This window comes from Pedobacter sp. AC163 (genome assembly GCF_979258665.1).
On record NZ_OZ409872.1, the window covers coordinates 1,103,149 to 1,120,761 of the forward strand.

Sequence of the window (17,613 nt, forward strand, 5' to 3'; positions counted from 1 at the left end):
CGCCTGTAAAATACGGTGATTTTTACAGGCGCTGGGCAGAAAGATTATTTAAGAATTGCTATCTAATTCACTACATCAAAGTACTCTGCCTTTATCCCCCTGTCGCGAACAACCAAGGTATCCTTAGTTGCATATTTCACATTCAGATTTTTAAAGTTTATGGTATAGTCTAAGTATATCGCACTTCTATTGCTCCCACCAATACTATTCTTTTCTCCGTTTGATACAAATTTCCCATTTCCGGCAACTTCGATATTTGCAGTGGTACTGGTTAAAGTACAGGAGTTATCATCACCAAAATTGAGTAAAAGCGTGAACGGCACGGTTGTGCCTGCGCTATTTTTAATACTTAACGGCAGGCTTGCTGTTTTTAGCGAGCTGGTTGTCATACTTACCAGTTCATTATTTTCTACATATGGTGTATGGCGCAAATTGGAACTTACTGTACCGTTTGACTGGGTAATCTGGTCGAGGCCTTTGCGCAGGTAGTTTCCATGCCATGGATTAACAAACTTAACACCATAAAGGATATAATCTTTTGGTCGGGTTGCCCAATGCAGTGCATTTACCCTGGAAGGATTGGCTACCACTGGGATGCCTTTTAAAATAGAATCTGCTCCGGTAACTTTTGTCAGCACCAGCGGGATGACATAATTTCTGCTCAACGATTTAGGATCAGCGAAAAAAGCATCTGTTAACTGAACATCTACACCGCCGAGTACATCTCCTGCATTAATTCTGATCTGATTGGAAAGCAGACGGTAATATGATTCTGGAAGTGGTAAAATTTGCCCTCCTCCATTGTTAAACTTTAATCCGTTAAGCAGGGTTTCATCGCGTACAAAATCAATTAGAATATCCTTGTTATTTTCGTAACCACCTCCCAAAGTAGCCTTTATAGATACCATCTTCTTATTATCCATAGTATTATCTACAAGTAAGTCTTCACCGAGCACAATTGTTCTGAGCGGATATTGACTGGCAAAATAGACCGATTTAGTTTTAAAATCCGGAAATTCGTTTTCTGCATTTTTGCAGGAGGTAAACGTACCCACTGCCAATGCCATTAATATAATAATATTGCTGATTTTCATTCTTTGAATCATTTAAATAGGTATCAATTATTTCCAGCCCTGGTTTTGCATCAGTTGATTATATTTCAAAACTTCTGAATTTGGAATCGGTCCGTAAATCATATATTGCTGAAAGGCTCTTGTTTCGGCGTTGAACGGCGTGTATACAGCACCGTTTACATCAAGACCTTTTGCGGTTTCATTCAGCTTTGCCAGATCTGTCTTCCAACGTCTGAGGTCCCAGAACCGAAATCCTTCGAAAGATAATTCCAGGCGGCGTTCATTTTTAATCAAATCACGCATTTTCGCTACATCACCTTTGCATTCTTCCAGATAGGGATCGCTGGCAAATCCGAATGCTCTTCTGCGGATGGCTTTAATAATATCATACGAAGAATAAGCCCGGGTTCCCGTTCCTGTCGGGCCCCATGCCTCATTTGCGGCCTCTGCATAATCCAGATATAGCTCTGTATAACGAATACGTGGGTTATAATGCGTTTTGCCGCTTATTGCAATCGGATTACGGTTTACATCCATTCTCAAACGCTTTTTCATATAATAACCGGTTCTGGTGGAAGTTGAACGAACATTGATCCCGTTATCTGTTCCTGAAGCACTTCCTGTTCTGATTACCGCGTTATTAACGCCTGCTGTTGCGCCATCGTAAATAATATACTTGGCAAATCTTGGGTCTCTGGAAGTATAGGGCGCATTGGCATTAAAATTTGCGTTCGGGTGATTTATAGGATAACCGTTTGCCATTGGAAACGCCTCTACAAGGTTTTGTGTTGGGTTCATAAATCCGGTTCCGAATAATGATGGTGGAAAGTGCTGCCCTTCCTGCGTTCCATCGCTGGTTACGATATTTTCCCGCCAGATAATTTCAGATGGATTCGTCCCTCCTCCTAAACCGTCAACCTCTGCGGTATTGGCATAATAAGTACCTCCGTTTGCCGGAAGTGCATTTACGCCACCTTTATAGTCAATTACCCTTCCGGCAAATTCAGCCGCATCTGCCCATGTTGTGGTATTTGCACTGTTTTGAAAGGCCGGGCTGGAAGCCAGGAGTGCCGTTCTTGCCCTAAAAGATCTGGCAATTAAACCATTAAATAACAGCCGGGCATATTGACCCATTACACGGTTATAGGTTTCTACATTGCCGGTAAAATTTTTAAAACGGTCTGGTATCTGGCTTGCGGCAGAAACATCATTATATTCTAACGGAAGATAAGCTTCTGCACTATCTAAATCCTTATAAACCTGTTTTACGCAAGCATCAAAAGAAGCCCGTGGGATATTAAAATCCGTTTTAGGCGTTTGGTAGGCAGTTACAATTGGCACCCCCATTAATTGCCCGTTCGTTGAAACCCCACCATGATTACGGAGCAGGAAATATAAATACAACCCACGAAGGCCAAAAGCTTCCCCTCTCATGCGAAGGTTAAAAAGCCTGGAGCTTTCAACATCTGAAGCCCACTTTACTTTTGGCGAATTTTCTAAAAACAGATTCAGGTATTGGATTGCCTCATAAGATTGGTTCCATACTGATGCCGGATTGTTGGTTGAAGTCCATGATCCTGTAGCAGCCTGAAGGTAGCCGTTGGTTAATTGATTGGTTACCGCATCATCTGTTGCATATTCTGAGTTATCATAATATGCAGGAATGGTGCGGTATGCATTGATCAAAACGCCCTGTGCGAAATTCGCATCTGTATACATCTGATCAATGGTCTTCAGATTTTCTGGTTCCGGATCCAGAATCTTTTTGCAGCTTGTTAAAGCTAACACTGCAAATCCGAGGATGAATATATTGATTTTCATATTATTATAGTTTTAGATCATTAAAAAGATACCCTGGCGCCGAAGTTAAAAAACCTGGTTTGCGGAGCTGTTCCGATATTGGTTTCCATAAGTTCACGCTCGGCCGATACCACTAACAAATTATCGCCCTGAACGTATAAGCTCAAACCATGCACAAAAGAGTTGTTAAAAATCTTTTCGTTAAAGTCATAAGTAAGCTGTACCCTGTTTAAATCGAAGCGATTGTTTTTGTACATCCAGAAGGTAGAATTGCGGAAATTGTTATTGCTATTGGTCGTTAACCGAGGATAGCTGGCAGTTGCCTTGGTTTGCTCCGTCCAACGGTCTAAAACCACCTCCGAATATTTACCTGCACCGCCTACCCAGTAATATGAACTGTTTTTAAAGCCCACTGCTCCTCTTACCCCAGATCCTAATGCGAATAAAGTGAATCGTTTGTATTTCAAAGTAAGGTTAACGCCGTAGCTGAAAGGTGATGCTGCAAAACCTGTATGCCCCAAATCCTGCTGATCTCTGCTATCAATTAAGCCATCGCTGTTCAAATCGCGATACTTGATATCGCCAGGTTTAACAGTGCCAAATGTTTGTTTTGCATGTGCATCAATTTCTGCCTGGTTTTGGAAAAGGCCTTCACTTACATATCCATAATTAGCATCGAGCGGCCTGCCAGCTCTGGCTAAATAACGTTGATCAATAATTTCATCCCGTTGCACGGCCTGACTGTTGTAAAACATACCAGACACGCCCAAAGAATAAAATACCTGCCCAATTTGTCTGTTTAGGTTTAAAGAGAAATCTAACCCGTTGCGTTTATCCTGGTTAAAATTGATCCATGGACGAAAATCGCCTGAACCAGAAAAATAAGAAGGGTAAAGCGTTAATCCACGAGCAAGTAATCCATCAGTTTTTTGATTGAAATAATTGAAATCGAAAGTTAGCAGGTTTTTAAATAATGCACCCTCTAAACTTAAACGGAATTCATTTCTTTTTACAAATGTTAAATCAGGATTGTCGGCTTGCCCTGATAAAGTTGTTCTGCCGCCTGCAACATTATCTCTCCATTGGTAATACCCTCCAAGAGTTGCATTGTTGCTGTAATATCCCTGATAAAGGTAATAATCGGCCGGTTCATTAACATTATTTGCCCGGTAGCCAGTAATATCAAGATCTTGTTTGATTGATGCGTAGGATGCTGAAAGTTTTAGGTTATCAACAAAAGGCAAGTTATCTTTGAAGAAATTTTCGTTAGAAATTCTCCAGCCTACTGTAACTGCTGGCGATAGCCCGTTTCTTTTACCTGGTGGCAGCTTAGCAGAATGTACCAATGCGGCAGAAAAATCCACATAATATTTACTCCTGAAGTTATAGGCTGCCTGAAAGCCAAGATTAGTATTTAAAACAGGTTGGTAATCACTTCCACCCTCGTTATCAATATCGCTGGAGAATTGTGTTTTATACCACCAGCCCAACACATTTGCCGTAACATTGTGGTCATTTGCAAAAGTCCTGTCGTAGCTAAATTGCGATTTGAAAGACATCGTTTGTGTATAGGTAGATCTACCCACAAATTCATTTGTTGAGTTTTTATCCTCCCCAAATTTTTCCAGTGCAGTAATTACATCTTTACCGTTAACGGTTGACCATGTTGGCCTGTATGTAGCATAAGGCAAAAGATAAGCTTCAGAATAAATGGAAGAATAATCCATGCTGGTTCCGGTTTTGAAGCTTAAACCTTCTACAATTGAACCTAAATCAGCTTTCAGGTTCAGGTTATAAAGAAAGGTACTTGATTTGGTTCGAATGTAACCCGCAGCAAGCATATCCGAAAATACGTTTGTAGGGTTGGTGCTTTGCCCACCCAACAAAAATTTACCATCGATGATGTGATTGCTGTTTTTGACGATTGTTTGTAGCGAAGCATTGGTAGGATCGAGCATATCAATCGGTATCAATGGTGAAAACCTATTGAAATTTGGTGCAATTGTAGCACTCGAACCCCAAAAATTCCCTCTGCCTGCGTAGTTATTGGTCGTTATGGCCACAGCATCTGCCGAGGCCGTTAACCATTTGGTAATGTTCATATCTACGTTACCTCTTACGTTAAATGCTAAATCGCTGTTGTTATTCTGTTCGCCATACTTAACCAAACTATTGTTGTAAGAAAGGCCAATGTTGGTGTAGTAACGGGCGAAATTATTTCCACCGGATACCTCAGTGGTTACATCAGAACGGGTGTAGGCTTTTCTTAAATAATCTGAACTAAAAAAATCTACATCTGGATAGCGATAAGGGTTTACACCAGATCGCGTATTTTCAATATCCTGTTGGGTATATCCGGCACCCGAGGTAGCAATACCATCGTTAGTTAATGCTTCATTATACAGGCTCATGTAATCTGCAGCTTTAAGGTAATTTGGATAATTTTTCGGAACGAAAACGCCCGTATTTGCCCTTACCTTAATTGTTAACGGGCTTTCACTGCCACGTTTTGTAGTAATCAAAATAACGCCTTTGGAACCACGGCTGCCATATAACACTACCGCACTGGCCGCTTTTAATACCGTAATGGATTCTACCTCTACTAAGCGTACATCAGTTGACCGGCGTGGAATACCATCTACTAATATGAGTGGCGCCTGCCCCCAAACATTACCAGTGTATCCGCCTACGAAACTCTGCAAATTATCAAGGCTGTTGGTGCTATAACTTTTATTTAAGATATCGGAAACATCTACCACAGAAACTCCGCCGAGCAGATTTCTCGGAGATACCCTGTCAAATGCAACGTTTACCAGACTGTCTTTCTTCTCTTGTGCATCAGCACCCTGGATACTCATAAAGTAAATCAGGAGCAAAAAGCAACAAGCATTTATATATTTTATATTCATTTTTTCTCGCTTAAAATTACCAACCTGGATTCTGCTTGAATTCACTATACATGTTTACATCTTCCACACGGAAAGGAAGCCAATAATGGCGTTGGCCAAGTTGTCTTTCAAACAATACAGTTTCCCTGAAATTTCTAACCCTTGCGTTTTTTGGATCTGCGTAAACCTGGGCGTTTGGAGTTGCCCGGTCAAACTCAACTGCCTTTTTTAAGGTATATGGGCGCTCTGTAAGCAGCAACCATCTTCTTAAATCGTTGAATCGATGTCCTTCAAAGGCCAATTCTACAGCACGTTCTCTTCTTAATTCGCTCATGAAATCAGTTGTTGAAGCTAAAAACCTGTTCGAAACATCAGCTACGCCGGCCCTGGTGCGAATTTTATTTACCGCCTGCACTGCAGAAAGTGAATAACCTGATGCAGTACTTTGAGGCGTTCCATAACCATTTGCCGCTGCTTCAGCATATAATAAATAAACGTCTGCAAGGCGCATTAAACTGAGTACAAAGGTGTTGTTCTCCCGGTATCCGTCGAATTCATTCATCAATTTGGAAACAAATTTGGAGTTCAGATAACCTGTCCACACCTTTTTATTGCCATCCGCGGTTCTAAAAAGTCCGTTGGTGAAAAGACTGGCATATTGACGGAATTCATTGTTACCTACGCTTTGAGCAGTAAGCACGCATTTCTCTCCATCAATCATAATGTCATTGTAGAATCTTGGATCTCTGTTTTTCCAAGGATATTCCGGATCGTAACCGTTATTGTCATCTTTCTTTTCGGGATCAACGATGGGTAAGCCATTGGCCATTCCATAGTAATCTGCATAGTTTGCTGTTGGATAAACTTTAATACCGGTTTGGTGAATAACCAGTGGACGGTAATCATTTACCTGATTCCACCTCCAGCGGCCTCCAGCGTTAGCTAAATTTTCAAGAAAGATAGATTCCTTCAAGCCTGGAATTTTTCCGTTCTGATTGAAAGTGTAAAACAGATCACGGTATTGTGAAAATGGTGCCAGTTCGTAACGATTTGTGCTCTCTATCAGTCTTAAAGCTTCAGCAAAAACATCTGCAGATTTTTTACAAAATTCGGCGTTGTAAGTACTGCTTCCTGTCGATTCTCTGTTCATTAACGGACTGCCAGCCCATAAATAGTTTTTCCCCATAAAACAAAGCGCCATAATCTTATTGATTCTGGTATTATTGTTTCCGGCTGTTTGCTTACCAACCAATGTTTGATCCCAATCTACCGGCAACAAATCTGCAGCCCGTTTTAAATCTGCGGCTACTTTATTTGCAGTGGCCTGGTAACTTAGTCTTGGAATTTTTATTACTTCATCACTTGGTAAAACCTGATCAATGTAAGGCAGGCCGCCCCAGTATTCCATTAACACCTGATGGAAGTAACCACGAAAGAAATAAAGCTGCCCAGCAATCAGGTCTTTTTCTTCCTGAGTGGCATCTGTTAATTTATCCAGGTTTGCCAATCCAACGTTTGCTTTCCTGATGGCATACCATGAAAGGCCCCAAAGTTTTCCTTTGGATCTGTTTGGATCATTATTAATTCCGTTGGCCGGATCGCCTCCCGTACCTAAAAAATTGTAGAAGGTATTCGTCCAAGCCATATAGTTTCCCTGATCGATGTGATAGGATAGCAAACGGGTTTCACCTAGCTCCCAAAATTCTTCTTCGCCAAGATTGAAACTATTATGTGCTTCGACTACGCTTAATAAAGGGATACAGTTATAAAGTTCTTCTGTAAAGCCCTGAAAATTCCTGAAGTTTTTATATGGATCAGCTTCCTGAATATCGGCCAGAGGCGATCTTTCCAGATATTTTTTACAAGAACTTAATGTTAATGTTCCGACTAAAATAAAGGCGGGGAACAAAATATTTTTTAAGAGATTTTTCATCTTTAAATCGTTTATAAAGTGATATCAATGCCAAAATTGAAACGTTTGACGGTTGGATATGCCCCGCCTCCGGAAGCGCCGCTGAAGTTCGATTCTCTATCATCAGGCATATTTGTCCAAAGAAAGAGGTTATTGCCGTTTACAAAAAAGCGGCAAGATTTTACACCAAGCTTGCTTACGGAATTGCCGGAAAGCGTGTAACCGAGTTCAGCATTTTTTAGGCGGATGTAGGATGCATCGTAATAATAGCGGGTTCCGCTACCACCAAATGCATCAAGAACGCTCCAACGTGGTGGTGGAACTTCGCCTCCTCCATCTTGAAGGTACCAGAAAGGACGCTCCACAAATACCACATTACTTTTGCCTTGATAATTTGGAAATTCTATTTCTCTGGTTACGTTATTTACGGCATAGAATTGTACGAAAAGATTAAATCGTTTCCACTCGAAACCGATACTGGCGTTGTAGGTATTCTGTGGATTACCCGTGTAACCGTATGGCGCCCGGTCCTTATCATCAATTATACCGTCACCATTAAAATCGATGATGTTATAATCACCTGGTAATTTATTTTGATTATTAGACAACCTTACCGTGCTACCATATAAGTCATCCCAATTGGAGATAAAACCATTATCCAGGTAAGAACGGGTTTGTCCGATGGCATAACCTGCCTGTTTCTGGTAATCGGGCGTTAATTCTGGGTCATCTCTGAATTTTGTTAAGTTGGTGGCATGTGTTAAGGCAAAATTTGCCCATGCCCGGATTCCTTTTCCAAACGAATGGGTTAGGCGCAATTCTATTTCGTAACCTTTGCTGCTTACCTCACCAAGATTTGCCCTAGGTGCGCTGCCTCCAAATCCATAATAAGATGGAATTGCCCGCGAACCTCCACCAATCATAATGTCTTTTCTGTTGTCTCTGAAAATATCAATGTTTCCGGAAATGTCACCCTTGAAAAAGCTGTATTCAATCCCCAAATTTTGTTTTTCTACAGTTTCCCAAGAAAGGTTTGGATTGCCCATGGTTGCTATACGATAAATGGTATAGGGAGTTGCTACAGCAGGACTGCCCATTGGCGTATTGTTGCCGTATTGATAAGAATCGCGGAAAGGCCATCTTGGGCCACCCAGGGCATCATCACCAATTCTTCCCCAGGATGCTCTTACTTTTAACAAGTCAAGAAACTTAATAGATTTCATAAACTCCTCATTGCTGATTGCCCAGCCGGCAGAAACTGATGGGAAGAATGCAAAACGGTAATCTGGACCGAACTGCTCGGAACCATTATAGGCGCCATTGGCCTCAAACAGATATTTAGATTTGTAATTATAGGTGGTACGAAACACCCAATCTTCTCTGAATGTTGGGAATGCACCGCCTCTGGCTAAACGCTGACGTTGTAGTAAACCCATTGCCGTTACCGAATGAGCACCAAATGTACGATCGTAATTAACCTGGAACTGGTAGTTCATATTCCTGTAAGTTGCGCCCCTATCTACCTCTCCTGTAGCAACAGACCATTGAATCGCATCAGTAAAATCGAACTGCGTTCCTGTATTTCTTTGTTGCTCAAAAGAAACGATGCCGGTAAGTGGATTAACATATTTCCTTTGTGCTGAATTAAACTGATCGTTTATTCCGCGTCTTCTTTCCAGAAAAGTATTATCAAGGGAAAGGCTACCACGCAAACTCAGGCCTTTGGTTAGCATATCCAGTTTTTGCTGAAGAATAAAATCGGTTGTCAGCTGTGTAGTGGTTCGTTTTTCTACGCCAGAGTAAGCAAGCCAGAAGGCCGCATTTGGCTGATCCTGAGTGGCGGTTGGGAAAAAGCCATAAGTACCATCAGAATAAATCGGCCTGAAAGAATCTGGCGCTGTTCGGTAGGCAGAAGACCAGAAAGCCTGATCGCCATCTGCTATATCGTAAGGCAATTGTCTTACACCATTCGATCCGAATAACTTAGTTGAAAATTTAGTGGTTTTAGTTAGATTGAAATCGAGATTACTCCTCACGTTTGTTCGGTTATAACCGAAATTTGATTCGTATCCGCGTTGATTGGGAAAGGTTTTGAATAAATCTCCTTCGCGGGTAAGGTCAACCCCAGCGAAATAGGTAACGAATTTGGAACCACCCGAAACATTTGCCGATGTATTGTAAGACATGGCCTTATCTTTAAATAACTCTGCCTCCCAATCTACATTTGGATATCTGTCCCATTCACCAGGATCTAATGGATTCCGGTATTTCTCAATCATTTGCATGGGCGTATAACCCGACCAGGCATTGGGATCAACGATAGATTCACGCTCAATAATTCTGTTTTTGATCATCAAAGCGTCGTATGAATCGTATTTTTCAGGTAATCTCGATGGTACTTTTGCAGTTAAGTTTGATCTAACCTGCACCTGTGCCCTGCCTTCTACTCCTTGTTTAGTGGTTACCAGGATTACACCATTCGCACCCCTAACTCCATATACCGCAGTTGCAGAAGCATCTTTAAGTACTGAAACACTTTCTACAGATGAAATGTCTATAGAGCTGATGGAACGTTCAATACCATCAATTAAAATCAATGGCGAACTGTTATTCCAGGAGCTTTGCCCACGGATAAGAATTTGAGGATCTTCTCCACCTGGCAGGCCTGAAGAGGCTGTGGTGACCACACCTGGAAGATTCCCGGTTAAGGCCATCCCTAAGTTCGTTACGCCTCCGGTACGCTCCAGTACTTTACCAGTAGTTTGGGTAATGGCACCTACCACGCTGGCTTTTTTCTGTTGTCCGTACCCCACAACAATCACTTCATTCAGCACTTTATTGTCGTTACTCATAGATACTACGATGTCGTTCTTATCGGTAAGGGTAATCTCTTTTTGACTCATCCCAACATAGTTGAATAACAGTGTTGTTTTATCAGTAGGGATTTCGATTGAAAACTTACCATCCCTATTGGTACTTACCCTGGAGTTGGTTCCTTTAAGGGAAACAGTTACGCCAACAAGCGGGTCGTTCTGCTCATCTACAACTGTACCTCTTAACACTCTTTTCTGCTGCGCTACAGATGTATTTGTAAGCAGCAAACAAGAGCAGATAATAAATGTAATTTTTAATAGTAATGCGCTAATTTTTTTATCTAATGTTTGGGCATTACCACTTTGATTCGTGTATTTGTCCATCATATAGTTTTGTTTATCGCATGTAGAATTTGATTCGTTCGGTTATGCATAGAAGGCTCATATTCTATGCCCTTTAGGTTGAATTTCTTCATCGTACATTGGTTAGTATTTGGTTAGTGGATGTTACTTGGATGCCTGCGAAACGCAGTTGCCCCATTTAAGTTGCTGGTCTCATTTTGATTTTATTTGATATCTTCTGGTTTAGTTGTTTGTAACTGATTACGATAGGCATCATGATCATGAGTTAAGAATTCTACGTCTACTGATATTGATCAGCAGCACAAAAAATTGCCTACCAAAATCAATCACACACGAAACCGGCATTAATCAGATTGCTATTCATTACTTATTTGGTTAGGTACTCCACTTAGTTAGAGAGGAGTTTTGTAATTAGTTTGATAAAAGTAATTTGGTCGATTTTGGATTGATGGTACAATTGTTCAAAATGATGACACTGATGTTTAAGGTCTCTGCAAACGATTGCAGAGACCGATTTTGAGCGTTATTATTATTTATTTAATGCAGAATTACCCGAAATTTTATAGTTTGATAAATTTGATGTGTGCAATTGTTTGCTATTTCCTTCTTATGCAATCGTATAAGAGCTTTGCAAATGCAAACTAAAGCGCAACTTTACTTGCAGAGGTAGCATACAAACCTATTAACGCACCTGTAAATCCCTTGGCTACATTTGTCGACAAAATATCTCCAGAAACGGTTCCACCGAGATTGTTGAATTTCTTATCTCCCATTGCGTAACTAAAAGTATAATCATCACCTTTTGCCGAAACCTTTAGGTCAATTGGTTTATTTACATCAATTTTAACTTTAGCCAATATAGTCGAGGCATTGTCTTCTGTGCGCTGCAGCAAAAGATAATAGCTATCGTCTTTCTTGGTTACACCAAACACATAGTGATAACTTTCCTTTTGTAAACAAACAATTCCTGCCAGATCTTTTTCCGAGTCAGGTTTGTAATTCATGGTTACTGTAGCAGAAAAGTTGTTGTGCTGCTGGCGCTGAAACAATGCAGAAATAGGTTCTGCTGCTTTAACATCTACAGCATAAGGTTTTATCATCAGTCCTTTTGATGTTGTTGAGGCAAAGCCTTCTCTTGGCCCTCTAAGTCCAATCCATCTGTAATCCAGTTTTGCTGATGAAAACTGATCGCGAAAGGTAAAGTTACCGTTTGGAAAAAAGCCTTGCTTGCCGGTATTGTTTTTTACTCCGGCTGGCATTTTCAACTTTGTTTTTAGTGGTTCCAAACCGCCTTCGAAGATTGGAAACTCGCCATCCCAGTTTACAGGAAGTAAATAAGTTTCTCGGCCAGTATTTACGCGGTCTTTTTCATTAGGCCTGATTCCTAAAAATACGCCGTAGTAATTACCGTTAGGTCCTTCCACCAAGTCTGCATGTCCGGCCCAATCTATTTTATCAGTTCTTTTTGCAGGAAGATGGCGCTGACTAAGGATAGGGTTTTGCGCCGATGGTACGTAAGGCCCTTTTGCATTATCGCTGACAAAAACTACTTCGCTATGTGCTCCTCCAGTTCCACCTTCAGCGCACATCAGGTAATATTTGTTATTCTTTTTATAAATGTGAGGAGCTTCAATCCAAATCGGACGTTTACTTAAATCTACTCCACCGTTTACAATAATTTTATCAGTACCTGGTATAATCTGATCATTCGCCAGATCATACTCCCAGATTTTAATGGCACGGTGTCCCTGATACAATTCTTTTTCAGGGGCATCATTATGCACCACATACGCTTTTCCGTTATCATCGAAAAATAAAGAAGGATCGATGCCATCAAATTTAAGTTTGTATGGCTCACTCCACCCTTTTGCCGGATCTTTAGTTTTTACTACCATATTGCCCATCCCGCCAGCAATTTGTGTAGTGATCATATAAAACGTATCATTTAGTTTGTTGTATAAAATAGAGGGTGCATAAATCCCTGCGCTCATACCCGAACGTTCTACTTTTAGCTGTGATGTGCGGTCTAGCACGTGGCCCAATTGTGTCCAGTTTACCAAATCTTTTGAATGGAAGATGGGTACGCCAGGAAAAAATGCAAAAGAGGAAACTACTAAATAATAGTCATCTCCCTTTTTGGTAATACTTGGATCCGGATAACAACCCTGAAGAATGGGTGTGTAAAATTCATCAGATTTCAGCGGGTATTTTTTGTAAATATCATCATCACCCTGATAAATATAATTGCTAAAAACAGGTGTGGCCGGAGGTAGTCGTTTAAGGCTGTCGGTATATTTCGTGAATGCGCTTAATAAAGTTAGCATACCGCAGATTAGTGCAGTTGCAAGCATAAGCCTAGCAGAAGAATTTTTTCTTAGGCGATGCCTGAAATTGAAGAAAAGATTTGCAAATGGTTTGTTCATAAATGAGTTTATATATTGGTTATCCTTCATGATGTATTGTGCTGAAAACACAGTTACACCACCTTTTATAGGTTTCGAAGATAGGTCTATCACCTATCCTGAGATTGAACGAATGATGAAAATGCTAGCACTATTGTTCAAATTCCAACATAAAAACTTTTTTTACCTTTTGCGGCTATCTATTTTTCACTTTGTGATATGCGGAAGTAATCAAAATCTGCAAATCCTCCAATTTCATCATGCGCATAGTTGAATAAAGCAAATCGATAACCCATAAAATGTGGGATGGTATAGCTCATTTTTATTGAATTCCCAATGTTTTTCCAATCCTTTCCGTCCAGACTATAGAAAAAAGTCGCTAAATCTTTTCGATTGGTAAAGTCGCAGTCGACTTTAAAGAATATGTTATCTTGCATCAGAGGAATTGCGCTAACAAAAGTGTTTTTTTCACTTGAAAAATCGGTAAATACAATCGATTTTTTACCGTTAATAACCTTAACACCCACTTGTCCAAAATTTTTCTGTAGAATGCCCAACCCTGCATAATCGCCGTTTTTCATGTTTTGAACATCCAAAGCAATGTTAGCGGATGAAAAGGGACCTAGTGTTCTTTGGGTAAGCGTATTTCTAGCTGTTAAAAAGCTGGAGTCGATACGGCCTGTAGTTAAGCGAAGGAAGCCCTTTCTTTTGTTTACTGACCAATTTTTCGCATCTGGATTGTGATTCCACTGCCAAACTAGCGGCAAATCGCGGTCTCCTTTTTTCCGTGTAAATTCATCAGCAGCAGAAATAGCAGGAATTAGACCTTTACTTTCAGATAGGTTGAGGCTATCTGGTACCCGACCATTATTTCCTAACACTGGCCAGCCGTCTTCCCATTTTACTGGTACCAGGTAAGGAATTCTTCCCACGGCGCCATTATCCCTGAATAAGTATGCAAACCAGTTACCATCAGGCGTATCAATTAAACCACCTTGCGCAACACCTTTATCCTGAAGGATTACTTTCCCTTCATATGGACCAAAAAGTTGATCAGAACGATGAACAACAACCGTCCGCATTCCTCCTCTCGGCCAGGTAATATTGAACAGATAATACTTACCCTTTATTTTAAACATTTGCGATCCTTCAGCGGGTAAACCTCCCGAATTTCCTGAAGGCAGGCCGGCATCTTCAATCAGAACACGCTCCGGAAATTCAATATCAATACCACTAAGGTCTTTGTTCAGTGCCACCATTCTGATTTTCCCGGTACCATAAATCATGTATGCTTTTCCGTTATCAAAAAACAAGGAATGATCGTGCAAACTTGGTTTAAAATCAACCCGGTTCCAGTTTCCCTTTTCAATATCTTTGGTGCTGAATAGCGTAGTTTTTCCTGTAGTCTGAGCGAAAGTACTCACATAAAAAGTTCCATTGTGATAACGCAGACTACTGGCCCAAGAACCTTTACCATAAGCAGTTTTACCATTAACCAGATTTAATGCATCTACATTAGCTAAGGTATCATAAGCATAACCAAGCATTTGCCAATTAATTAGATCATTTGATTTCATAATAGGAAGGCCCGGACTCATGTGCATTGTAGTACTGCTCATGTAATAATTTTTACCCACGCGGATCATTGAGAGATCAGGCACATCGGCATAAATGACCGGGTTCTGCGCTTTTTGTGCGAATAACTGAAAACCCAAACAAGAAATTGAAAGCAAGCAAAAAATAATTATTTTATTCATTCTGATTTGTAATTAGATAGAGGATAAAAAAATGGTGTTTGGATTGACTTTACTCACGTTCCATTTTGTGAAATATGCCATATTTTAATGAATTAATTATTGATGCGCAGTGTATACGATTTGCCAGCCGAAGTTGGCATATCATAAAGGAAGCTTTGCTGCAAAACCAGATGGCTGGTGATTGCATTTTCTGATAATAAGGCATCAGGCGTTTCTGCAACCGTATACAATGGATTAGCATTTCGGCCTTTTGCTTTTTTCAATAAAAACCCGTCGCCTTTTAGTTGGTTTGGCACCCTCAACCGCAGGTTTCCACCAATAACTGATTTTAGAATTACTTTAAGTAACTTGCCATTTGCCCAAACCATTTCCTGCACTTCGAAGCCACCCCTCGCCCTTAATCCTTTTACTAATCCTTGCTTTTTCCATTGGTCTGGGAGTGCCGGTAATAGGTGCAGCGCTTCATCAGCACTTTGCATCAGCATTTCGGTTATCCCTGAAGTGCAACCAAAGTTTCCATCAATTTGAAAAGGCGGATGCGCATCAAAAAGATTATTGTAAGTTCCGCCACCCCCGACGTTTATGCCCAATGGCGTTAACTGATTTTGGATTATCTGATAGGCATGATTACCATCCTGCATTCTCGCCCACCAATTAATTTTCCAGCCCATGCTCCACCCTGTTGATACATCTCCACGCTGCAGCAGCGTATTTTTAGCGGCAGAAAAAAGTAAGGGGGTACGGTAAGGTGAGATTTGATTGGAAGGAAAAAGCCCGTACAAGTGTGAAATGTGGCGGTGTTTGTCATCAGGACTGTCTATATCATCCAGCCATTCCTGCAGCTGTCCGTATTTCCCGATATGCATTGGAGGCAACTGCGCCCGCATACTTACCAAACTATCTGTAAATTTCTGATCTACCTTCAGGATTTTAGCTGCCTGGATAACGGATGAGAATACATCAAAAACAATTTGGTTATCCATTGTGGTTCCGGCATCAAGTGATGAACCACCATGCGCTTTCGGCGCATTTTCTGGTGAAGTACCAGGATTTACCACCAGCCATTTATATTTTGGATGAACCACCAGGAAATCTTTATAGAACATTGCAGCTCCTTTCATCACCGGATAGAGCGTTTTAAGATAGTTTTTGTCGCCATTATAAAGATAATGTTGCCATAGGTGTTGGCTTGTCCAACCGCCACCGCCATTCCAAATGCCCCAGAATGCACCATCAACAGGCCCCGTACTTCTCCATATATCGGTATTGTGATGTGCCACCCACCCCCTTGTTCCATACATATTTCTGGCCGTAACGGCACCTGTTTCTGCAAGTTCTTTAACCATTTTTAAAAATGGCGCATGCAGTTCTGTAAGATTGGCAGGCTCCGCAGGCCAGTAATTCATTTGGGCATTGATATTGATGGTGTATTTACTATCCCAGGCCGGGTATAACTTATCATTCCAGATGCCTTGTAAGTTTGCTGGCTGGCCACCAGGCTGGGAGGAACTGATTAATAGATATCTTCCGAACTGATAATAAAGTGATACAAAGGCTGGATCAGAAACTTTTCTAAAATTTGCAAGCCGCTGATCTGTTGGCAAATTGGCTGCTGGTGTGGTGCCAAGATCAAGCTGTACACGATTAAAATATTTTTGATAGATCCCTGTGTGGGTATTCAAAATCTCTACATAGGTTTTTGCTGCAGACTGCTTTAAATACATGGCGGCACGAGCAGCGGCATCGCTGCTTATATCTTGATAGTTATTGAAATTAGTGGCGATGGAAATGTAAATCGTAACGGCGTTAGCTCCTTTAACACTGATTGTGCTGTCTGTTGAACTGATTGTACCTCCCTCATTTTTAAACTGACTCATCAACTGGTATTTGATTAATCCTTTCACCCCTTCATGATCGCTCGAAACACCTTTCATTATCAGCTTATCGGTTTCGGAAGTGGCAATAGCAACTTTTTTATGGGGAGTACTGTAACCTGCCGAGAATGAAATCTGGCCTGGTTTGTTCGCAGTAAGGCGCATGACCACAACGCGGTTACCAAAAGCGGCAAAGGCAGTTCGGGTGTAGTTTACGCCATCAACAGTATAGGTTGTTTTGCAGATTGCTTTTTCGAGATCGAGCTCACGCTTGTAATTTTGGTAAACTTCCTGCTTTGTAAAACTGAGTTCGAGGTTCCCGGCAGGCTGGAAAATCTGCCCGGATGATTTTTTTCCAAACATGACTTTATTGGCTAGATTCTCTGCTTCTTTATGTTTTCCATCAAAAATCAATCGCCTGATTTCAGGAAGATAATTGATGGTTTCAGGAACGTCATTCTGATATGGACCACCACTCCAAAGTGTATGTTCATTTAGTTTTATAATCTCTTTTGTTACATTTCCATAAATCATTGCGCCAAGCATTCCATTTCCAATGGGCAGCGCATTTTCCCAAGTTTTACCAGCCGGTTGATCATACCAAAGCTTAAGCGGCAAACGTTTGGGTTGCTGAGCATACAAAGCGGTGACAGAAATATCTAAAAAAAGTAACAGGAATAGCCAAAATTTTTGGTCTTTCATCACAATATTCAGGTTATGTTAAAGAAATG

8 protein-coding genes are annotated in these 17,613 nt (G+C 40.9%); all 8 read right to left on the reverse strand.

Annotation, left to right across the window (positions count from 1 at the left end; genetic code table 11):
- Window positions 1-62: 62 nt before the first annotated feature.
- Window positions 63-1,094, reverse strand: a complete 1,032-nt coding sequence (locus tag ACZZZK_RS04600) for a DUF5627 domain-containing protein (RefSeq protein WP_463483106.1) — start codon at window positions 1,092-1,094, stop codon at window positions 63-65.
- A gap of 27 nt (window positions 1,095-1,121) precedes the next feature.
- On the reverse strand, window positions 1,122-2,894 hold the full coding sequence (locus tag ACZZZK_RS04605; protein ID WP_463483107.1) for a RagB/SusD family nutrient uptake outer membrane protein: 1,773 nt from the start codon (window positions 2,892-2,894) through the stop codon (window positions 1,122-1,124).
- Between the two features lie 20 nt (window positions 2,895-2,914).
- Window positions 2,915-5,782 (reverse strand): SusC/RagA family TonB-linked outer membrane protein, encoded by a 2,868-nt coding sequence (locus tag ACZZZK_RS04610; protein WP_463483108.1) that lies wholly within the window; start codon window positions 5,780-5,782, stop codon window positions 2,915-2,917.
- A 16-nt stretch (window positions 5,783-5,798) separates the two neighbouring features.
- A complete protein-coding gene (locus tag ACZZZK_RS04615) occupies window positions 5,799-7,694 on the reverse strand; it encodes a RagB/SusD family nutrient uptake outer membrane protein (RefSeq protein WP_463483109.1) in 1,896 nt (631 codons plus the stop codon).
- 11 nt (window positions 7,695-7,705) lie between these two features.
- A complete protein-coding gene (locus ACZZZK_RS04620) occupies window positions 7,706-10,873 on the reverse strand; it encodes a SusC/RagA family TonB-linked outer membrane protein (RefSeq protein ID WP_463483110.1) in 3,168 nt (1,055 codons plus the stop codon).
- Window positions 10,874-11,490: 617 nt separating this feature from the next.
- Window positions 11,491-13,173 carry a glycoside hydrolase family 43 protein gene (locus ACZZZK_RS04625; protein WP_463483111.1) on the reverse strand — a complete coding sequence of 561 codons (1,683 nt, stop codon included), beginning with the start codon at window positions 13,171-13,173 and terminating at the stop codon, window positions 11,491-11,493.
- A gap of 278 nt (window positions 13,174-13,451) precedes the next feature.
- Complete coding sequence (locus tag ACZZZK_RS04630; RefSeq protein WP_463483112.1) at window positions 13,452-15,008, reverse strand: glycoside hydrolase family 43 protein; 1,557 nt, start codon at window positions 15,006-15,008, stop codon at window positions 13,452-13,454.
- 92 nt (window positions 15,009-15,100) lie between these two features.
- A complete protein-coding gene (locus ACZZZK_RS04635) occupies window positions 15,101-17,584 on the reverse strand; it encodes a glycoside hydrolase family 95 protein (RefSeq protein WP_463483113.1) in 2,484 nt (827 codons plus the stop codon).
- Window positions 17,585-17,613: the final 29 nt, after the last annotated feature.

Bases quoted from the DNA above. Each gene is read 5' to 3' on its own strand.
- ACZZZK_RS04600 (WP_463483106.1), bottom strand. From the start codon at position 1,094: ATGAAAATCAGCAATATTATTATATTAATGGCATTGGCAGTGGGTACG.
- ACZZZK_RS04605 (WP_463483107.1), bottom strand. From the start codon at position 2,894: ATGAAAATCAATATATTCATCCTCGGATTTGCAGTGTTAGCTTTAACA.
- ACZZZK_RS04610 (WP_463483108.1), bottom strand. From the start codon at position 5,782: ATGAATATAAAATATATAAATGCTTGTTGCTTTTTGCTCCTGATTTAC.
- ACZZZK_RS04615 (WP_463483109.1), bottom strand. From the start codon at position 7,694: ATGAAAAATCTCTTAAAAAATATTTTGTTCCCCGCCTTTATTTTAGTC.
- ACZZZK_RS04620 (WP_463483110.1), bottom strand. From the start codon at position 10,873: ATGATGGACAAATACACGAATCAAAGTGGTAATGCCCAAACATTAGAT.
- ACZZZK_RS04625 (WP_463483111.1), bottom strand. From the start codon at position 13,173: ATGCTAACTTTATTAAGCGCATTCACGAAATATACCGACAGCCTTAAA.
- ACZZZK_RS04630 (WP_463483112.1), bottom strand. From the start codon at position 15,008: ATGAATAAAATAATTATTTTTTGCTTGCTTTCAATTTCTTGTTTGGGT.
- ACZZZK_RS04635 (WP_463483113.1), bottom strand. From the start codon at position 17,584: ATGAAAGACCAAAAATTTTGGCTATTCCTGTTACTTTTTTTAGATATT.